The following is a 20439-nucleotide window of genomic DNA, read 5'->3' as shown; positions in this document are numbered from 1 at the left end:
GATTAAAAATCAAAGGGATATTTGCGCCATTCTTTAGAAGCTTTGGCTTCATTGAATGCCATTTCATTAAACGAATATACATAGAGAGACCTCGTTGCAGGAGAGGCTTTTTCTATATATGGAGATGTTGAACAACAACGTTCATCTTCCATCTCCATTTTCGTGAGAAAGCCAGACGCTTCCATTTTACGCATAAAATTACGTCTGTCGTATTTCCTCTCATGTATGAGCTCATAGATGCGTTGCAGTTCATCCATCTTAAATATCTTGTCCAAGAGTTTGAAGGCTATAGGAGAAATGCGAAGTTTTTCCTGTAGCTTTTCCCTTGCCATTCTTATGATTTCAGCATGGTCGAATGCGAGAGGAGGCAGATTATTCCATTCATACCACTGTGCCTTGTTAGCATCGTCACCGGCTATTATCTCAAACTTGTCCTTGCTGACAAGTGCAAAGAAAGCAACTGTGAGCACACGCTCACGAGGGTCTCTGTCAACTGTACTGAACACATGGATTTGCTCCAAATAGACATCCTCTACATTGGTTTCTTCATACAACTCCCTCTTTGCGCACTCTTCAACGGTCTCGTCCATATTCATAAAGCCACCTGGCAGGGCCCATGTGCCTTTGTATGGTTCTATACCACGTTCTATGAGAAGTATGTTGATACTTGTGCCATCAAAACCAAAGATAACACAATCTGTAGTAACAGCAGGATGTGGATATTTGTATGTGTACATAAAATGAGATTTTTAATTTGATGCTGCAAATATACTGCGTAAAAATGACGCAAGCAAAACCGTTTGCGTAAAAATGACGCAATAGGACGTTTTTTAATACTCTATAACTTTTAATCCTCATAACTGTCTTCGTTGACAACAACTATAAGTTATATACAATGGTTGAGCAAGCACCTTCTGCAAAGAGAAGTATCAAGAGGATTTAGACGACAATCATAACTATATTTTTGATTATACGCTCAGCCCCCAAAGAAAACAAATAAAGCCAATCGCAACTGAAACAATCTACCATTGTAGGGATTGTGCTAAAAGTTACGATTGGCATAGTAAAGCTTTAGACGGGCACCTTCTTGCATATCTCTTCACTACTGTCCCGTTAAAGTGAACTAATCGCTCTTTAAATTAATTGAAATACAGTCTATTAGGTGGTATTTTAGAATGAAACGGATTTGATTTCGTAACATAGCAGTCAAAATCAAATGACTGTTATGTTCCAAGACAAATACCTTTTTGCCCAGCTCACCGTTTTTTTTGAACAGAACTCAGTTTACTTTTATGCTTAAATTGTTCTTAGAATCATTCTGAAAGTTGTAAAACATGTGTAAAACATGTCCTTGGAAATTGTAAAACATATGTAAAACATCTATCATCATTTGTGGCATTTCAGTGATACATGCGCTAAAAACGAATTAAGTGGAAAGTCCTCTGTTACAAGGACTTTCCACTTAATTTATTGAGAGTCAAATATTTGCTATTATTCCTCTACTGCAGCCTGGGCCGCAGCAAGTCTGGCTATAGGTACTCTAAACGGAGAGCATGAAGCGTAGTTCATACCAACCTTTGCGCAGAACTTAACTGATGAAGGTTCGCCACCGTGCTCACCGCAGATACCAGTGCGGAGATTAGGACGAGTAGCACGACCATTCTCTACAGCCATCTTGATGAGCTGGCCAACACCTTCCTGATCGAGAACCTGGAACGGGTCAACCTTCAAAATCTTCTTCTCCATGTATGCAGGGAGGAATGAAGCGATGTCGTCACGAGAATAACCGAAGGTCATCTGTGTCAAGTCGTTGGTACCGAATGAGAAGTACTGAGCCTCCTCTGCAATCTTAGCAGCTGTAAGGGCAGCACGCGGAATCTCAATCATTGTACCTACCTCAAACTCAACCTCTACACCATACTCTGCGAATACCTCCTTAGAAGTAGCAAGGATAATAGACTTCTGCTGCTTGAGCTCTTGAACAGTACCGATGAGCGGAACCATAATCTCAGGACGTGGGTTGAAGCCTTCCTTCTTGAGCTGACAAGCTGCGCCGAGGATGGCACGTGTCTGCATAGCTGTGATTTCTGGGAATGTAATACCAAGACGGCAACCACGGTGACCGAGCATTGGGTTATTCTCAGCAAGTGAGTTGACACGCTTCTTGATTTCTGATACGCTTACGCCCATCTCGTTAGCCATAGTCTCCTGACCTGCCTTATCGTGTGGTACGAACTCGTGGAGAGGTGGGTCAAGCAAACGGATGTTTACATGGCAGCCGTCCATAGCCTTAAGGATACCGTAGAAGTCTGCTTTCTGATAGGGGAGGAGTTTGGCAAGAGCTTTTTCGCGACCCTCTACAGAGTCAGCCAAAATCATCTCACGCATAGCTACAATCTTCTGGTCGTCAAAGAACATATGCTCTGTACGTGTCAGACCGATACCCTTGGCACCGAACTGACGAGCCACCTTAGCGTCGTGTGGAGTATCGGCATTGGTACGGATTTCCATCTTTGTATACTTGTCGCAGAGGTCCATAAGCTCCTTGAAATCGCCAGAAAGTTCTGCAGCCTTTGTCTCAATCTGACCAGCGTAAACCTGACCTGTAGTACCGTTCAATGAGATGTAGTCGCCCTCCTTGTAAACAACCCCCTCAATCTCAACAGTCTTAGTCTTGTAGTCGACGTTGATTGAGCCTGCACCTGAAACGCAGCACTTACCCATACCACGAGCAACAACAGCAGCGTGAGAAGTCATACCGCCACGAGCTGTAAGGATACCCTCAGCAGCTGACATACCAGCGAGGTCCTCAGGTGAAGTTTCGATACGAACCATGATTACCTTCTTGCCATCATCGTGCCATTCCTCAGCGTCATCAGCATGGAATACAATCTGACCGCAAGCGGCACCAGGAGAAGCAGGAAGACCCTGTGTGATAACCTTAGCCTTAGAGAGAGCCAACTTGTCGAATACAGGGTGCAAGAGCTCGTCGAGCTTCTGCGGTTCGCAACGAAGGATAGCTGTCTTCTCGTCAATCAGACCCTCGTGGAGGAGATCCATAGCAATCTTAACCATAGCAGTACCTGTACGCTTGCCGTTACGTGTCTGGAGGAACCAAAGCTTGCCCTCCTGAACAGTGAACTCCATATCCTGCATATCGCGATAGTGCTTCTCGAGCTTGTCCTGAAGTGCATCAAGTTCCTTGTAAAGCTCAGGCATAGCTTCCTCCATAGAAGGATAGTTGGCAGCACGCTCTTCTTCAGAGATTCCTGCACGCTCAGCCCAGCGCTGTGAACCAATCTTTGTAATCTGCTGTGGAGTGCGGATACCAGCAACAACGTCCTCGCCCTGAGCGTTAATCAGGTACTCACCATTGAAGAGGTTCTCGCCATTGCCTGCGTCACGGCTGAAGCAAACACCCGTAGCTGATGTCTCGCCCATATTGCCGAATACCATAGCCATAACAGAAACTGCAGTTCCCCACTCGTCAGGAATACCTTCCATCTTACGATAGAGAATAGCACGCTCGTTCATCCAGCTGCGGAATACTGCGCAGATAGCACCCCAAAGCTGCTCCTTTGGATCGGTCGGGAAGTCGTTGCCTGTCTGCTCCTTGATAGCCTTCTTGAAGAGTTCAACGAGTTTCTTGAGTGACTCTACAGAGAGGTCCTTGTCAAGAACAACACCCTGCTCCTCCTTTACTTTCTCTATGATAGCCTCGAATGGGTCAATATCTTCCTTGTTCTCAGGCTTCATACCAAGAACAACGTCACCGTACATCTGTACGAAACGACGATAGCTATCATAAACGAAGTGTGGGTTGCCTGTTTTCTCTACCATACCAGCAGCAACCTCATCATTCAAACCAAGGTTGAGGATGGTGTCCATCATACCCGGCATAGAAGCGCGAGCACCTGAACGTACTGAAACCAAGAGAGGATTTTTAGGATCACCAAACTTGCAATTCATCAGTTCTTCAGTGTGAGCGACTGCAGCATTGACTTCGTCAGCAAGCAACTCAACAATCTTCTGCTGACCTACCTTATAATACTCATTGCAAGTGTCAGTTGTTATTGTAAAACCAGGAGGTACAGGAACACCAATATGGTTCATCTCAGCAAGGTTCGCGCCCTTACCACCGAGTACCTCACGCATTGAAGCATTACCTTCGGCCTGTCCATTACCGAAGGTATAAACTCTTTTTTCGTTCATAAGTTAATTAGGTTTGTTTTATATATTCTATTTTTTATGTTTTTTCTATCTGCAAAGATAATTCCAATTTCGGAATTTTCCAAATAATTTAGCATAAAATGTAATGTCTATGTTGCATTTTTATATGTTCGTTTCTGTTATCGCAAACAAATTCAATAGTTTTTGTAAATGTCATAATGTCATTGTGTAATATTCTATCAATCCGCTCATCGGGCTTTTCAATATCTTTCCGACAGTATATCCATTACTTTCTGCAGCCTTTTGTAATTGTTGGCTATAGTAATATGCAATGCTGCCTATGGCATTAATCACTGGTTTCGCTCCATAGCTTACATATTGTCTCAAATTATTCTTGATGAATTGCTCGAAATTCATTATTACAAGTTGTTCGATGTTGTCGTCATCGATATGTCGTGCAGCAAACTGCGATAGCGATGCCAGAAATCTATTGGGAGCAGGCTGCCTATATACATTATTTATTATATCAGACAATTGAAGTTGTGTTTCTTCCGTAAAACTCTTGCAAAGTTGTTTGGGCAGTAATCCCTTGAATACAGCATTGACAATTAGTTTGCCAAGAGCAGCCCCGCTGCCTTCATCACCTAGAATAAAGCCAAGTGGAGAAGTTTGTAGTGTCATTTTCTGCCCGTCGTACAGACACGAGTTGGAGCCTGTGCCAAGTATGCAAACCAAACCTTCCTCTTTTCCGCATAAGGCGTGGCATGCTGCCATGATGTCGCTTTCTACACTTATTGTTGTATTATTGTGGAAGACTTTCTTCAGCAATTGTTCGATAATGTATTTTTTATCAGCTACGCAGCCTGCACCATAGTAATATATATGGTGTACGTCATGTAGATCAATCTCTTTATGTCTAGACTTGTTGACAAATTCGTCCTCTATCGTTTGCTTGATATCTTCTTGCGACTGTACAACTGGATTGATACCTTTAGTCTGTATTATATGTGTAGTATATTTGTCGTATACGAAGCACCAGTCGGTTTTGGTGCTTCCACTGTCTACAATGAGTATCATATTTTCTATTTTATTTTAAGTATAGATAGTAAATCGCAGCCAAAGTGATGACTACTATTGACGTTAAAACAAGTTTGATAAGGCAACCGGTCACTTTTTTAAAAACCAGGAAACCAAAGACTATAGCTACTATAATGAAAACGTAATAACCAAAATTAGAAGACATAATTTACACTTTTTGTTTTTTTTGCAAAGATACAACAAAAAATCGGTTCGTCCGATTTTCTTTATAAAAAGAAAGAAGGGTATGACCTTTTTGTAGCCATACCCTCCTGAGGATATTATTCTATTAGTTCTCCATAAATTTCTTTGCGGCACGCAACTGATGGCGCATGTTGCTAAGTAGCTGCTGGCTCTCCTGAAGTACGTTCAGATATACGAGCGATACTTTCAAGTTGTTATTGTCTTTAGCTTGCTGGATGCGGTCAATGTGATGCTTTCTCACTACTGAAAGGTTGTCCTTGCATTGGTCGGCCATAGCCAATGTGTCGCGATAGTGCTCGAAACGTGTTGTTGAAATCTGAGCTTCAGTTTGCTGCATTAGATCGTTTATGCTGTTGCGAACTGCCATGAATTCGTCAGCGTAAACCTGTGGCAGTGGATTGAAGTTGTTGTCAACATGCTCCTTGATAGGATCGAGCATACGACGCAAGCAGTATAGGTATTGCTCGGATGAGTTGATGCCCAAATGGAACCATGTGTTACGTTCAATGGCAATATCTGTAGGTACGCGTTTTAGGGCGAGAAGTTCCTGGCGTCTGTACTTTTTCAGAATTTCCATTTCCTTGTCAAGATTAGAAAGCACGTGTCGTAATATCTTAGGACTCTCACTCTCCAATCCGTTGATAATCTCGTTGAACTGGGTTAAGGTGAAACGAGTCATGAAACTTTGTGTGCGAGATACATGCTTCTTGAGCAAGTCCCAAACAATCTCGGGGTCGCGGGTGCGCATCATAAGCTGGAATACCTCCTCCTTGCCTGCCTCCTGCTCCTTGCGCTTATAGTTTCTGTTGCTGCGGATAAGCAGGAAAATCACCAGTCCCATTAACAGAATCTTGGCAAAGGCACCTCCATAGAACATCAACAAGCATACAATGGCACAAGTGGCGAATGCAACACCGGCTGTAATGAACCATCCACCGATTACGCTTATCACACCAGTGACACGGAATACTGCGCTTTCGCGGCTCCAGGCACGGTCGGCCAGAGACGAACCCATTGCAACCATAAATGTCACGTAAGTCGTAGACAGAGGCAATTTATAGTTTGTTCCGATTGTGATAAGCATTGATGCCAGAACAAGATTGATGGCAGCTCTCACTACGTCGAATGCTGCCCCGTCGTTAAGTTCAGCCTCCTGCTTGTTGAAGCGTGAGTCGATCCATCTTCTTAGACCCACAGGCAGGATTTGGGTAAGGCTTGAGCTGGAATCTTGTGTAATTCTTACTACACCACGAGCTACACGTGACGAACCGAACATCTCGTCGCCTTCATCTTGACGACTCAAGTCTACTGATGTCTTGATGACGTTGCGAGCCTTCTTCGATGTTGCCATTGCAATAATCATGATGACACCAGCTGCAAGCAGGAAGAGTGGGGGAGTCTTTGCCGAACCGTTAAGCGAGTGCATCATATAGTTGGTGGCACCTACGGAGTTGGAGTTGGCGACGAAGTCCTGATAAGAGTCGAGACCAGCGAGGGGCACACCGATGAAGTTGACAAGGTCGTTGCCGGCAAAAGCCATAGCAAGGGCGAATGTACCCATAAGCACGATAAACTTGAATACATTTACCTTAAGCAGGTGAATCACCTCCATGATAATAGTCGAACCGATGAATGTATATACAATCAGAGCCGATATGTTGTTTTCAATCCACATCCTTGTGTCTTCAGCGATAAAGCGCGACTTGCCCATTCCTTTAAGAAAAATGAAGTAAGAAAGTGCGGTGAAGGCGATACCGCCAAATATTGCTATTGACCAGCGTGAGTGCTTGCGATAGTTGAATGTAAACACGATACGTGATAGCCACTGTACAACGATACCGAAGACGAATGCAATGGCAACGCTTACAAAGATAGCAACGATTACGCTCAATGCTTTATCTGTATTGAGCAGGTCACCGAATGAGAGCGAAGGATCGCCTACAATCTTGATGGCAGCTAAAATGAATGTTCCGCCTAACAGCTCAAACACAAGCGATACTGTTGTTGATGTAGGCATTCCTAATGAGTTGAAGATATCAAGAATAATTACATCCGTAACCATTACGGCAAGGAAGATTGTCATTACGTCGTAGAATGAGAAGTTGGAAGGTTGCATGATTCCGTGTCTTGCAACGTCCATCATTCCCGATGACATAACTGCACCTATGGCCACACCAGCTGATGCTACTATTAATACTGTCCGAAACTTGGCCACCTTGGCACCTATTGCACTGTTTAAAAAATTCACGGCATCGTTGCTGACTCCGACAAAAAGGTCGAATATAGCCAGACACAGCAAGAATGCCACAATAACGAGATACATTGTTTCCATATTGCTTTTTATAGTATGAATGGGTTTGTTTTGTATTTTTTTACGCTGCAAAATTATAATTGCAATATTACACGTGGTTTAAACACATATTACAATCATGTTACAAATTCTATTTGGAGTTAATGTCTGTTAATAATTTCTGCTAAAGTATTGTACTTTGGCAATAACATCGTAATTTAGTGAAGCAATAATAATAACAATGGAAAGATTTAAAGTTATCATAGTAGAAGACGTGCCTTTAGAACTTAAAGGTACTGAAGGTATTCTGCATAATGAAATGCCTGAGGCAGACGTCATAGCAACAGCCGATTCGGAAGAAGAATTTTGGAAACAGTTTCGTCAGAACAAGCCCGATTTGGTATTGCTTGACTTAGGACTTGGTGGCAGCACAACTGTAGGCGTGGAAATATGCCGTAAACTGAAAAACGAGCATCCGGAAATGAAGGTGCTTATCTTCACCGGCGAAATACTGAATGAGCGTTTGTGGGTTGATGCAATTGATGCCGGATGCAATGGTATAATACTCAAGAGCGGCGAAATGCTCACCCGTAGCGACATAGTACGAGTATTGGAAGGAAAGAAATATGTATTCAACCAGCCTATTTTAGAAAAGGTGGTTGAACGCTTCTGCGAGTCGGTACGTAATGTTATGCAGCACAATGATGCCATGATACGTTATGAGATTGACGAGTATGACGAGCGCTTTTTGCGACATCTTGCCCTTGGCTATACTAAAGAACAAATCTCCAATCTGCGAACAATGCCTTTTGGAGTTAAGAGTCTGGAGAAACGCCAGAACGAACTTGTACAGAAGTTGTTCCCTAATGGCAATCAAGGAATGGGCATAAATGCCACCCGGCTTGTGGTAAAGGCATTTGAGCTTCAAATACTTGATGTGCAGAATCTTTATGCCGATGAGTAGAAGGCTGATGACTATAATATCGGCTTACACATGCTTGGTACTTTTCGTTTTGCAGATAGCGGTGGTGATGGGTTCATGGGTGGCATCAGTGCTTTATCCTGAACTTGCAATACGTTCGATGTTTGTAGGCGAAAGCGTAAGATGGTTTTGGAGCACTTTGGCCGACAATATGTCGTCCACAATATTGGTATGGCTTCTATTGTCGGGTGCGATGACTGAACTGTTTGTGGGTGGCGGATTGTCCAAAGCTATTGTTTCCTATAAGCAAACAACAGATTATGAACGGATGGCTCTGATGGTTGTGGCTTGGGAATTAGTGGCTATGTTTATAGTGCTTTTCTTGCTTGCTTTTGTTCCGCATGCCGTATTGCTTAGCGCACTTGGTACGATTACGCCTAATTCTTATTTGGACAGTTTCGTTATAATGCTCATACTAGGAGTGTGCATAATGTCGTTGACTTACGGTATGGTTACAGGTCGGTACGCATCGTTTGTAGATGCTTATGGTGCTGCCGCATCAGGTGTAGCTACGACAGCACCATTGGTTATTGTGTATTTATTGGCTGCAGAATTGTACTGCTCGGTTGTTTGGGTATTTACTTAATATCGAGTTTGTCAAAGATAAGTCCTTTTTGCAACACTTTGGCAAACTCGTTCTCGAAGTTTGGGGTAAATACCGAGTTGCCGATATTCTCGACTATCTCGTTGACTGACCAATAACGTCCGCCATCAAGTTCTTCTGTGCTTGGATGTATCGGTTCATCGTAAATGGTGCAAAACACATTGACAAGTTCTTTCTCAACAAGGCTTTCAAATACGTACGATTTTATGAATACGGGGGTGAATTGTTTTATGCCCAGTTCTTCAGATACCTCACGTCGTAAAGCCTCATCAATAGTCTCGCCATAGTCAACGTGTCCACCGCATGCTGTGTCCCATTTGCCTGGCTGTATGTCTTTCCATTCAGGACGCTTTTGCAGATAAAGTCCTTTAGAACGGTTGAAGACATGCAGATGAACAACTGGGTGAAGTAGTTTTGAACCATTGTGTGCTTCGCCCCTTGAAATTCGGCCTATAACATTTCCGCTTTCGTCTACGTGTGGGAAACATTCATTGCTATTGTCCTTTTTCATATTTACTTAACCTTCTTTCGCTCTTATGTTTTTCAACTTTCTTATTGCTTTTAAGCTAATTACAAACTGAGAATGTAGATCTTGCTTCCGACGAAAGTTTTGTGAATAGAGTCGTTGCAAGGCTTAGTTTTGAATATTCCGAAAATAGAGCTGCCGCTTCCACTCATCTGAGCATATGCCGCTCCTGCTTCATATAGTTTGTTTTTTATGGTCTGTAATTCGGGATATTGGGCAAATACGCTATCTTCGAAATCGTTGGTCAGCAATCCCTTCCATTCTTCTATTGGCATAGCTACAATTTCACGGCACGACACCTTGGGCATATGTGGAGTAATTCCTGCAAAGGCCTCCTTGGTAGATACGGACACTTGTGGCTTTACTATCACAAGTGTGTAGCCGCTTAATGCGTTGTCAGTGATTTCTACAGGCGACAGAATCTCGCCAATACCCTCGGCATAGGCAGGTTCGGCATTGATGAAGAAAGGACAGTCAGCACCCAAGCGTGCAGCATACTTCTCCAGTTCGGCATTACCTGCGTTGATGCGAAAACGCTGGTCGAGCAACTTCAGCATAAAAGCAGCATCGCTCGAACCTCCTCCGAGTCCGGCCTGGCTCGGTATTCGTTTGTACAGGTGTGTATGAATACGCGGTATTTCATAGTCGGCTGCCAGCATATTGTAGGCTTTCACTACAAGATTGTCAGCCTCGTTGCAGCATATTCCGTCGCCACTTACCTTAAGGTCGCAATTTGTATCTGATGGGAACAGCTCGCTCATTGTCTTTATCTCCAATGCATCACAAAGCTGTACTGGCAGGAAAACAGTCTGCAGATTGTGGTAACCATCGTTTCGTTTCTCGACAATATTTAGTCCGAGATTTATTTTTGCACAAGGAAAATCAATCATATTATATAAGGTGTATTTAGGGATAAATGCAAGAGGGGATGTGCTCACACATTCATTGCATGAAGCATATCCCCTCAGGTTTTTGGTAAATATATTATTTTTCTTTCTTTATCTTGTCAACGTAAGCATCGATTACAGCCACAGCTGTGATGTTGACAATGTCGCGTACCGAACTTTCGAAGTCGGTGAAGTGGATAGGCTTGTTGAGACCCATCTGAATCGGACCGATGATTTCGGCGTCAGGATCCAATGCCTGCAACAATTTGTAGCTACCCTGAGCACTGCTCATATTGGGGAATACAAGAGTGTTTACATCCAGTCCCTTCAGGCGTGTGAACGGATACTTGCCGTCACGAAGCTGCTTGTTGAGAGCGAAATTAACCTGCATCTCACCATCGATGACCATATCGGGATAACGTGATTGCAATGTTTCTACAGCGTTATGAACCTTCACGGGGCTGCCAATTTCGTCTGTACCAAAGTTAGAGTAGCTAATCATAGCAATGTGTGGCTCCTCGTTGAAGAACTGAACTGTATTGGCCGAAAGACGTGCAATGTCGATAAGTATGTTCTCGTCCGGATGGCGGTTGATGAGTGTATCCGAGAGGAAGAACACGCCCTTCTTGGTGTTGAGGATATGCATTGTGGCGAATGTATTGAATTCGGGACGTATACCGATAACCTCCTTTGCCACCTTGATTGTGTTTGAGTATTTGGTATACAAGCCGGTAATGAATGCGTCTGCGTCGCCAGTTTCAACCATCATCATACCGAAGTAGTTGCGCTCGTACATCTTGTCATAAGCCTCCTCGAATGTGTAACCTTGACGAGCACGCTTCTTTGCCAGATGTTTGGCATATGTAGCACGTCTGCCCTGTTCCTGATCGGCACGCATATCAATCAACTCAATACCATCAAGATTAAGCTTCAAACGCTCTGCAACACGGCGCAAGCGGTCGGGGTTGCCCAATAGAATAGGGTAGCAGAAGCCTTCGGTCTTGGCCTGTACTGCAGCTTTCATCATTGAAGGATGGGCACCCTCGGCAAATACTACACGCTGTGGGTGCATGCGTGCTGTATCATGCAGATTGCGTGTGAGCTTGGTTTCCTGACCGAGCAGCTCCATAAGGTTCTTCTTGTACGAATCCCAGTCGGTTATGGTCTTTCTTGCAACTCCACTTTCGATAGCTGCCTTTGCCACAGCAGCACTAACCTCTGTGATAAGACGCGGGTCGACAGGTTTCGGAATGAAATACTTAGGTCCGAAGCTAAGGTCGTTGACATGGTAAACCTCATTTACGATATCGGGAACAGGCTGCTTAGCCAAGTCGGCAATAGCATGTACGGCAGCCATCTTCATCTCCTCGTTGATAGCCTTGGCATGAACGTCAAGAGCACCGCGGAAGATGTATGGGAAACCGATAACGTTGTTAATCTGGTTGGGATAGTCGCTACGACCTGTTGACATGAGCACGTCAGGACGGCTTGCCATAGCGTCCTCATAGCTGATTTCTGGTACGGGGTTGGCAAGAGCAAACACGATAGGCGAATCAGACATTGAGCGTATCATATCCTGCGAAAGCACGTTGCCCTTTGACAGACCTACGAATACATCGGCACCTTTGATAGCCTCCTCAAGAGTGTGGATGTCAGTTCGGTGAGTGGCGAACATCTGCTTCTGTGTGGTAAGGTTGGGACGGTCGGCTGTGATAACGCCTTTAGAGTCGAGCATTACGATATTCTCAATCTTCGCGCCCAAAGCCACATAAAGCTTTGTACAGCTTATGGCGGCAGCACCTGCACCATTCACAACGATGTGCACATTTGCAATGTCCTTGCCAGCAACTTCAAGAGCATTCTTCAATCCTGCAGCCGATATGATGGCAGTACCATGCTGGTCGTCGTGCATAACCGGAATGTCGAGAGTCTTCTTCAGACGTTCTTCAATATAGAAGCATTCTGGTGCCTTGATGTCCTCAAGGTTGATACCACCAAAAGTAGGAGCGATCTTCTCTACAGCCTCACAGAACTTCTCTGGGTCTTTCTCGTCGACCTCTATGTCAAACACATCGATGCCTCCGTAAATCTTAAACAGAAGTCCCTTGCCTTCCATTACTGGCTTGCCACTCATGGCACCAATGTCGCCAAGGCCAAGTACTGCAGTACCATTTGATATCACAGCAACAAGGTTGCCTTTATCGGTGTACTTGTACACATCGTCAGGATTGCTCTGGATTTCCAAGCATGGGAAAGCCACTCCAGGAGAATATGCAAGACTAAGGTCGGTTTGGGTGTGGTAAGGTTTTGTCGGCTTGACTTCAATCTTGCCAGGACGACCGCTTTGGTGATATTCCAAAGCGTTTTCTTTTGTAATTTTTACCATTTTTATTCTGTTTTTATTGTTTTATGTGCATTTTTTACAAATTACTAATATTAACTTATAATACGATACAAAAGTAACTAAAAACAAGAAAATATACAACTTTATTGGTGTTTTTATTTAGAAAACTTTGAACCAATCGAAAGTTTTTGTAACTTTGCATCGCTTTAAATATACACATAAAAATATACTGATAAAACATACAGATGCATAAAGACAATTTACAGACCAACTACCGTATGGAGCTGCCTGCCAAAATAATGCATGTTGCTATGCGTGAGTTCAGACGTTGCGGGGTCAAGGCTGTCAAAATGGATGATATAGCGAGCCGCCTGAGCATATCGAAGCGTACTTTATATGAAATATTTTCCAATAAGGAAGAATTGCTTTTGGAATGTGTCCGTATGCAAGAGGAGGCATTTGAAAAGCATATGATAGAATTCAGCAATGACAATAGCCACAGTTCAATTGACATTATCCTCGAGTTCTACAGATTTCAGATGCAAAATGTCAGTGACGTGTCTCCGGTTTTCTATCAAGAACTATCAAAGTATGGACATGTGATGGAGTATCTCAACCAGAAACGCATTAAGCGTAATGCCAATGCCAATGAGTTTTTTGCGCGTGCTGTGAGTGAGGGTCATTTCCGTAAGGATGTCGATTTTGACATCGTGTCGCAGATAGGTGCAGCTTCAATGGAGTATGCTATGAAGACTGAAATGTATGAAAAATATGGAATGAAAGATTTATTGCACAACATTTTGTTCCTATTCCTGCGTGGCTTATGCACAGCTGAAGGTATTGCTCTGCTTGACTCGTCTATAGTCGAGTAGGGGCTATCTGGGTTTAGTATGTCACATAAGGTTCTATTCTTTTGAGATCTTCTTGTGAGAATTCTTTCATTAGATGCAGTTCGTTTATGGATTTAATCATACCATGCAACCGACGGTAGTTGACGATAGCACTTGCTTGATAATAATTAATGTATGGATGATGCTTGATCTGTGCGAGAGAACTCTTGTTAATGTTTATTTTCTTGATATTGTCGCTGTCGATATTTATGTAGGCTATAGCCTTGGCAGGAAAATCATCAATTTCTAACAGTTGTTCTTTCGAAACGTATCCACCGAGACGTGTGCGGTAGTCTACTATGCGTCGGGCGTAGTAGCTGCCTATTCCAGGAATCTTCTTCAGTTCGGTTGTGTCTGAGCTGTTTATCTTCAATGTCTCGCCATCCTTTATCTTGGGTGTGTACCCTTTCTCCTTAAAGTTGTATTCAATAGAGTGATTATGGTATTGGGCTCTTTGGCTGTATGTACGCTGCCTGCCATTTCTGACTTCGGTCAATGACGAGGCTGGAAGATAGTCACTTGAGATGTGTATGTATGGAGCCAAACGCTTGTAGTCCTTGGCTGTCAGACCATAGACGTAGGCAAAGTCTTCCTTGCATTGGTATACGCCACCACGAGCGCGGAATTTGTAAATGTTGCGAACCTGCCATGGTTGTAGTCCAAGACGCAGCAGTTGTGTGCTGTCGGCTGTATTGGGATCGAAGCAGAACGTTTCTACTTTGCGTGTAGGCACGGCATATGCGTCGGCAGTTTCTTCCTTATGTTGTGATGGGTTCTTATGTAGAGTGGTGTCAGCAGAATTGTTGACAATATCATTGCTGTATTCCGTATCAGCGAAATAGCCTGTAAGAACGGCAAAGATAACAAACAGGCTCAAAAGGAACAGCAAGCCTCTTCTGTCAGATTTATGCATAATATATAGTTTAAGGTATTACTAGTTTTGGCACAAAGATAGTAAATGTAATGGTTCGTTGCAAGATTATCATCAAAAAGAATAAAGATTTATAATAAAATAAAGCCTAATGTTTTGCTGTTTTGAGCTAAAGCATTACCTTTGTGTGCAAATTATTAACATCCGTCTTCATTAGAGGCAATAAGCATGATTACAAACAATAGTGTAAAAATATTAAGTTTCATCTTAGGTTTCTTCCTTGTTTTAGGATGCAACTCACGTAATAACAAAACATCAGAAGCAGCAGAAGATCTTGTAGCAAAGAAGAATCTTCAAGGTATATGGCTTGATGACGAGGACGAGGATGTCGTCTTTCGCATAAAGGGTGATACCGTCTATTTTCCAGACTCTACAAGTATGCCAGCTTATTTCCGTATCGAGAAGGACTCGTTTATAATTGTAGGCGGCAACACTATTAGCTATCATATTGTGAAGCAGACGCCCCACCTGTTTATATTTGTCAACCAGAATGGCGAGAAGGTAAAGCTGTGCAAGACAAGTGACAAATCTTATTTGGACATGTTTGCTGCCAAGACGGTGTTGACAATCAATCAAAATAAGGTTGTTAAGCGCGATACTGTTTTCTTTAATAATAATGACAAGTATCATTGCTACGTTCAGGTAAACCCTACTACTTATAAGGTAGCCAAGAGCTCGTGCAATGAGGATGGTGTAGAGGTGGACAATGTATATTACGACAATATTGTCAATCTTAATGTCTACAAAGGAGCCAATAAGCTTTATTCAAACGATATGCGTAAGGAATGCTTCAAAAATGAAGTGCCAAGCCAGTTCCTGCGTCAGGCTGTATTCAGCGATATGACATTCGACAAGGCGGATAGTGAGGGAATACATTTCTTTGCTGTTCTTGCTATTCCTGAAACCTCCATAAGCTATTATGTAGAAACTGTTGTCACTTACGACGGTAAGGTTTTCTTCAGAATAAAGAAGTAAATATAAGAATGAAAGAATGATGGCAAAGTAATATAATAATACTTGACCAAGTAATATATATTACTTTGCCATTTAATATATATTACTTTGCCATTTGATATATATTACTTTTTTTACCTTGTTTTGATATTCTTATAGCCCACAAGCTGGTCAGCCCTTTGTCCGAACTGTCGGTAATATACGAGTATCTGGTATTCATTTTCTGTCTGATGGAAATTACCTTCATCTGTCAATGGCAATACCGTAGAACCGTCAAGGGTAGTTGTAATATATCGGTATGAATAGTAGCCTTGCTTCAACAGCGCATACGCTTCATATCGTTTTGCATCGTCATTGTATTCCATCTTAATGCCGTGCTTGCCCATAATGCTTGTCCATACTCCATTAATGTAAACCGGACCAGGCTGCTTTTGGATGCTTAATGCAAACTTCACATTGACATAGTCAGAAGCAATGTCGTTCTCTACGTTGTCGCTATTGCGAATGTAGAAATGTCCGTTGGCATCTTCGTCGTATATATAATTACGTCGTGGCTCATCGGTCCATAGGTCGGCACAATAATTGGTGCCATCCCAATACATTGACTCCACACCCATAGAAGGACGCTCAACGTCAAGAATCTCAAACTTGCGGTATTCGTTGCCACCATCGAAAATCAGTTCGCGGTTGTGGCTGAATATCATCTTATTTGAGAGCACAGTCTGAGGCTTGGTGTTGTAACGGGCTGTGCTCCATACACCGTTTTGCATTATTATTGTCGTTAGCTCTTTTTCGGGATTGGATATTCTTAATCCTGAAAAGTCCACGCTGCCTGACACTTGTTGGTGGGTTGCATTTGCGTCAATATCGGTATTTGACGATACGCTTGCTTCAATTTTTACAAATGGATCTACCACCATAAAATGAGCATATAGAATGGTGTCCTTATCGTTGTCGTCATAAACAGCGAGCCTATAGTTGCCGCTCATATTCAGCCGGCATCGTTCGTTGGGTATTGACAGTTCGTAATGGGTGTATATGCTATTGGTATTGACCGACTTTGTGTAGCTGTCAATAACGTCGCCATCGGCAAATCCGTCGCAGAAGTCAGTGTCGAAAATGCCTTCTGATGCTGACCAGTCGGCTTCGCAATGCTGTAATTTATAGACATATCTGTGATAGTCGTGTGTAAGGTCGTCAAAATGGATATTTATCGGAGTGCCGTCCTTTATGTTGATTATAGGCATAGAAAGCCACCTATTGCCGGCAACGACCTGCAACGAGGCAATGTTTTTGGATAACACAACATCCCTTTGGGCAGTGGCTGTCGTGCTGAAGCACACGACCAGCCCTGCCATTAATAGTCTTATGGGTATGCTTGACAACATATCTGTCAAAATAAATATAGATTATAAATCAACTGAAACTTTGAAATTCAACTGACGACCAGTCAGATAATTGGGTACCGCATATTGTTGTGCGGTGACGTCGGTGACCCAGTAGTAGGAGTTGACATTGCTTATGCCCAACAGATTGAGACACTCTATGCCCAGCCATACATTGCGCAGCGGATTAAGCTTGCTGTTATGACAGGTGTTGTCAATAAGCCGGTAGCTGAGTCCCATATCCACACGCTTGTAGGCAGGAGCACGAAACGAGTTGGTCTCCAGTTCCTGATGTGGAGCCGAGAAAGGCAGGCCGTCGGCATAAGCCAGTTTTAATGACATCTTCCAACGTTGTGTTCCGGGGAAATAGTCGGTAAAGAACAGGCTTACGGCAAACCGCTGGTCAGTGGGAAGCGGTATCGATTTGTTGTTGAGTTTCATACTTGTGTCCATCAACGAGAACGACAGCCACGAGTCGGCTCCGGGCACGAATTCTCCATAGAGTTTCATGTCAAGTCCGGCAGCGTGTCCGGAACATTCATTGCCTCCATAGTATACTACCTTGACGTTGTTGACACTATAAGGGATAAGATTGCCGAGAATCTTGTAGTAAGCCTCTGCCGAAAAACGAAATTGTCGGTTGTTTATCTTGAAACGATAGTCGTAACCGGCAATAAGATGGATGGAGCGTTGGCTCTTAGCCTTGCGGTTGAGTGTGGCATATGTCACACCATTGACGGTAGATGTGTCGCGTATCTCTTTAAAGAAAGGCGACTGATAGTAAAGTCCTGTAGCAAGTCGCATGGTTACATTCTCGTTGAAAGCCGGAATTATGCCGAGTGAGACGCGCGGACTTAATATCGTCTCCTTATTGTAGCTCCAATGGGCAATGCGTACACCGTAATTGAGAGTGTAAAGAGTCTTCTTGCCTGCGCTGGCAAAGCGATAAGTGTCCTGGATGTAGGCCTCCATGCGTCGTGCACTAAGCGAATTTTTGGCACGCATACTGTAAATCATCTTGAGGTCGCTGCCTGTGTGCGGAATATTGTAATTGCTTGAGTCGCGCATCTCATACTCGGCCGAATTCTCGGTGATGTGTTCGTTCTTTATGGTGAAAGCGGCTTCAATGTCGTGCTTTTTCGCCTTAGTGTTGAACATCATCTTCAGGCTTTCAACATGAGCATCGAGATAGTTGCGAGCGTGCTGGAAGAATGTGCCGACACCGAGATTTTCACTTGTCTCGGTTTGTGTAAGCCAGTATTGTCCCTGAATGTCGTAACGTTCCTGTTCGTGGGTCTTGAATGCCGAAGCCATCAGCGACACTTTTGTTGCGTTGCAAATCTTGTATGTCAATCCAGCCGAGCCGAAATAAGTACGGAAGACATCTTTCTCCTGTCCGTCAAAAAATACGCGAAAAGACTTTACGTCTTCGCTCGTTCCGAATCTGGTTTCGCGGTCTTCGGGATAGAAGTTATAGTTGTTGTTTGAGATATTGCCCAATATGTTTATCTCCCAACGCTTGTTGGGCTTGAGTGTAAGAAAAGTCTGGTAGTCGACGAAGGTGGGGCGGTATTCGCCCTTAGTGTCCAATGAACCAAGCAGATTGCGTGTTGTCTTGTATCTCACGCTGTTGCTCCATGCAAATTTCTTATTGCCGTAGTCTACATAAATACCGTCGCCCAGCAGACTTGCATAGGCTGACGCTTCTAATCTTGAAGGTTGGCGGTATGTTATATTAAGGGCCGATGACATTTTGTCGCCATATCGTACCTCGTATCCTCCTGTAGAAAACTCTATCTTTTCAACCATCTCGGGATTGATGATAGAGATGCCTTCCTGCTGTCCGCTTCTAACCAGGAACGGACGGTATATTTCCACATTATTTATATATACGCTATTCTCGTCGAACGAACCGCCTCGTACGTTATACTTCGAAGACAATTCGTTATGAGTAGACACGCCAGCCTGACCCTGCAACATTTCCTCAACAGCATTGCCGCTAACTGACGGCATGTTCTTGATATCGTCTTTCTTAAGCTGCTGCATCTGTCCGGTCTGGATTTTTGTACCAGTCACGGTCACTCCTTCTATCTCTCCTACATTGCTGTAAAGAACGGTCTGCAGCGTCTGCTTACCGCGTGGTTTTCTGAGTATTCTCGTCTTGGTGCGATAGCCAATCATTGAGAAGCGTATCTCTACCGAGTCGGCTGAGTGAAGTTGCAGGGTATATTCGCCCTTCAATGATGTCATTGTCATTTTGCCTTGTTTGGCACATGATACTGTGGCAAATTCTATAGGATTATTGCTCTCGTCGATGACGCGTCCGTGTAGGGTGAATGATTGCGCCTGCATAATGGCAGGTGCAAAAAAAACAAGGACGTTTATTAGTATGAATAGAATTTTCTTATTTTTCATACTTAATAAACGTCCTTGTAAAACTATTATTGCCTTAATGCCTTATTAAAAATGCAGTCGTTTAGATAGAGTCGCGCATTTGCATGAGGCATTGTTTCTGTTTGTCTGTCAAGTTGGTAGGCAGTTTCACGTTGTAAGTTATGATGAGGTCGCCCATTGTGCCGTCTCCTCGGTCGTAGCCTTTGCCACGCAAACGTACCTTTGTGCCGTTCTGTGTCTCGGGTTTAACCTTAAGCTTGATTTTCGAACCGTTGCCCAGTTGGATTATCACCTCGCCGCCAAGCAGCGCAGTATAGAGGTCGATGTTGACGTTGGCGGTCATCTCACCGCTGTTCTGCCGCATTGTGCTGCGTGAGCGTGAAGTACGGCTTCTGCCTGCTTTTGACCCGAATAGGTCTTGAAAGAAACTTGAGAAACCACTTCCCTCAGTTCCGAATCCCGAGAAGTCGAATCCTTCGAATGGGGAACCTCCACCAGTTCCTGTGTTAGAACTCCAATAGTAGCTGCCGTTGTCATTGCCTGCTGCACCGCCATTTTGTGCAAAAGCGTCAGCCTCTCGCCATTTCTCGCCATACTGATCGTATTTCTTACGCTTTTCAGGGTCGGATATTACGTCGTAGGCTTCATTCAGAGCCTGGAACTTTGCCTTTGCCTTAGGGTCGTTTGGATGCAAGTCTGGATGGAACAATTTGGCACGCTTGCGATAGGCTTCGCGTACTTGATCTTGAGGTATGTTGCGGTCAACTCCAAGAATCTTATAGTAGTCAATAAATGCCATAA

Annotated in this window: 15 protein-coding genes; 4 read left to right on the top strand and 11 right to left on the bottom strand. The window is 43.6% G+C overall.

Translation table 11 applies throughout. The annotated features are described in order from the left end of the window. Positions 1-2: 2 nt before the first annotated feature. The 4 genes from I6E49_RS00265 to I6E49_RS00250 all read right to left on the bottom strand — a co-directional run bounded on the left by I6E49_RS00265 (position 3) and on the right by I6E49_RS00250 (position 7783). Positions 3-737: an NUDIX domain-containing protein gene (locus I6E49_RS00265; protein ID WP_235399889.1), complete on the bottom strand. Its 735-nt coding sequence runs from the start codon at positions 735-737 to the stop codon at positions 3-5. 754 nt (positions 738-1491) lie between these two features. Next, positions 1492-4212, bottom strand: a complete 2721-nt coding sequence (gene ppdK / locus I6E49_RS00260; protein ID WP_235399881.1) for a pyruvate, phosphate dikinase — start codon at positions 4210-4212, stop codon at positions 1492-1494. A gap of 171 nt (positions 4213-4383) precedes the next feature. Then, positions 4384-5247, bottom strand: coding sequence for an ATPase (locus I6E49_RS00255; protein ID WP_235399877.1), 864 nt, complete (start codon positions 5245-5247; stop codon positions 4384-4386). A gap of 289 nt (positions 5248-5536) precedes the next feature. Next, positions 5537-7783 (bottom strand): inorganic phosphate transporter, encoded by a 2247-nt coding sequence (locus tag I6E49_RS00250; RefSeq protein ID WP_235399874.1) that lies wholly within the window; start codon positions 7781-7783, stop codon positions 5537-5539. Between the two features lie 199 nt (positions 7784-7982). On the opposite strand from I6E49_RS00250, the gene I6E49_RS00245 reads away from it, so the two are divergent. Together I6E49_RS00245 and I6E49_RS00240 are read left to right on the top strand one after the other, a co-directional pair. Further along, positions 7983-8705 (top strand): DUF5932 domain-containing protein, encoded by a 723-nt coding sequence (locus I6E49_RS00245; RefSeq protein ID WP_235399871.1) that lies wholly within the window; start codon positions 7983-7985, stop codon positions 8703-8705. A gap of 7 nt (positions 8706-8712) precedes the next feature. Beyond that, positions 8713-9309, top strand: a complete 597-nt coding sequence (locus tag I6E49_RS00240; protein WP_235399867.1) for a hypothetical protein — start codon at positions 8713-8715, stop codon at positions 9307-9309. Here I6E49_RS00240 and I6E49_RS00235 read toward each other — a convergent pair. The 3 genes from I6E49_RS00235 to I6E49_RS00225 form a co-directional block, all read right to left on the bottom strand. Continuing rightward, complete coding sequence (locus tag I6E49_RS00235) at positions 9302-9838, bottom strand: NUDIX hydrolase (RefSeq protein ID WP_235399865.1); 537 nt, start codon at positions 9836-9838, stop codon at positions 9302-9304. The genes I6E49_RS00240 and I6E49_RS00235 overlap by 8 nt on opposite strands. A gap of 59 nt (positions 9839-9897) precedes the next feature. Continuing rightward, positions 9898-10743 carry a 4-(cytidine 5'-diphospho)-2-C-methyl-D-erythritol kinase gene (gene ispE / locus I6E49_RS00230; protein WP_235399863.1) on the bottom strand — a complete coding sequence of 282 codons (846 nt, stop codon included), beginning with the start codon at positions 10741-10743 and terminating at the stop codon, positions 9898-9900. A gap of 94 nt (positions 10744-10837) precedes the next feature. After that, on the bottom strand, positions 10838-13126 hold the full coding sequence (locus I6E49_RS00225) for an NADP-dependent malic enzyme (protein WP_235399862.1): 2289 nt from the start codon (positions 13124-13126) through the stop codon (positions 10838-10840). A 203-nt stretch (positions 13127-13329) separates the two neighbouring features. On the opposite strand from I6E49_RS00225, the gene I6E49_RS00220 reads away from it, so the two are divergent. Then, positions 13330-13956 carry a TetR/AcrR family transcriptional regulator gene (locus I6E49_RS00220; RefSeq protein WP_235399861.1) on the top strand — a complete coding sequence of 209 codons (627 nt, stop codon included), beginning with the start codon at positions 13330-13332 and terminating at the stop codon, positions 13954-13956. 13 nt (positions 13957-13969) lie between these two features. Here I6E49_RS00220 and I6E49_RS00215 read toward each other — a convergent pair whose 3' ends face one another. Next, positions 13970-14887: a ComEA family DNA-binding protein gene (locus I6E49_RS00215; protein ID WP_235399860.1), complete on the bottom strand. Its 918-nt coding sequence runs from the start codon at positions 14885-14887 to the stop codon at positions 13970-13972. A 186-nt stretch (positions 14888-15073) separates the two neighbouring features. On the opposite strand from I6E49_RS00215, the gene I6E49_RS00210 reads away from it, so the two are divergent. Further along, on the top strand, positions 15074-15880 hold the full coding sequence (locus tag I6E49_RS00210) for a DUF4738 domain-containing protein (protein ID WP_235399859.1): 807 nt from the start codon (positions 15074-15076) through the stop codon (positions 15878-15880). A gap of 113 nt (positions 15881-15993) precedes the next feature. On the opposite strand, the gene I6E49_RS00205 is transcribed toward I6E49_RS00210, so the two are convergent. From I6E49_RS00205 to I6E49_RS00195, 3 genes are all read right to left on the bottom strand, one after another. Beyond that, a complete protein-coding gene (locus I6E49_RS00205; RefSeq protein ID WP_235399858.1) occupies positions 15994-17217 on the bottom strand; it encodes a DUF5103 domain-containing protein in 1224 nt (407 codons plus the stop codon). Positions 17218-17268: 51 nt separating this feature from the next. Beyond that, positions 17269-19596, bottom strand: coding sequence for a TonB-dependent receptor (locus I6E49_RS00200; protein ID WP_235399857.1), 2328 nt, complete (start codon positions 19594-19596; stop codon positions 17269-17271). A gap of 124 nt (positions 19597-19720) precedes the next feature. Next, the gene (locus tag I6E49_RS00195; protein ID WP_235399856.1) at positions 19721-20437 is read right to left on the bottom strand and encodes a DnaJ domain-containing protein; all 717 of its coding nucleotides are present in this window, start codon (positions 20435-20437) and stop codon (positions 19721-19723) included. Between the last annotated feature and the right edge of the window lie 2 nt (positions 20438-20439).

It is taken from the genome of Leyella stercorea, from assembly GCF_021531655.1.
Note: the sequence above shows the minus strand (reverse complement) of the source record. Positions and strands in the feature narration are given on the sequence as shown.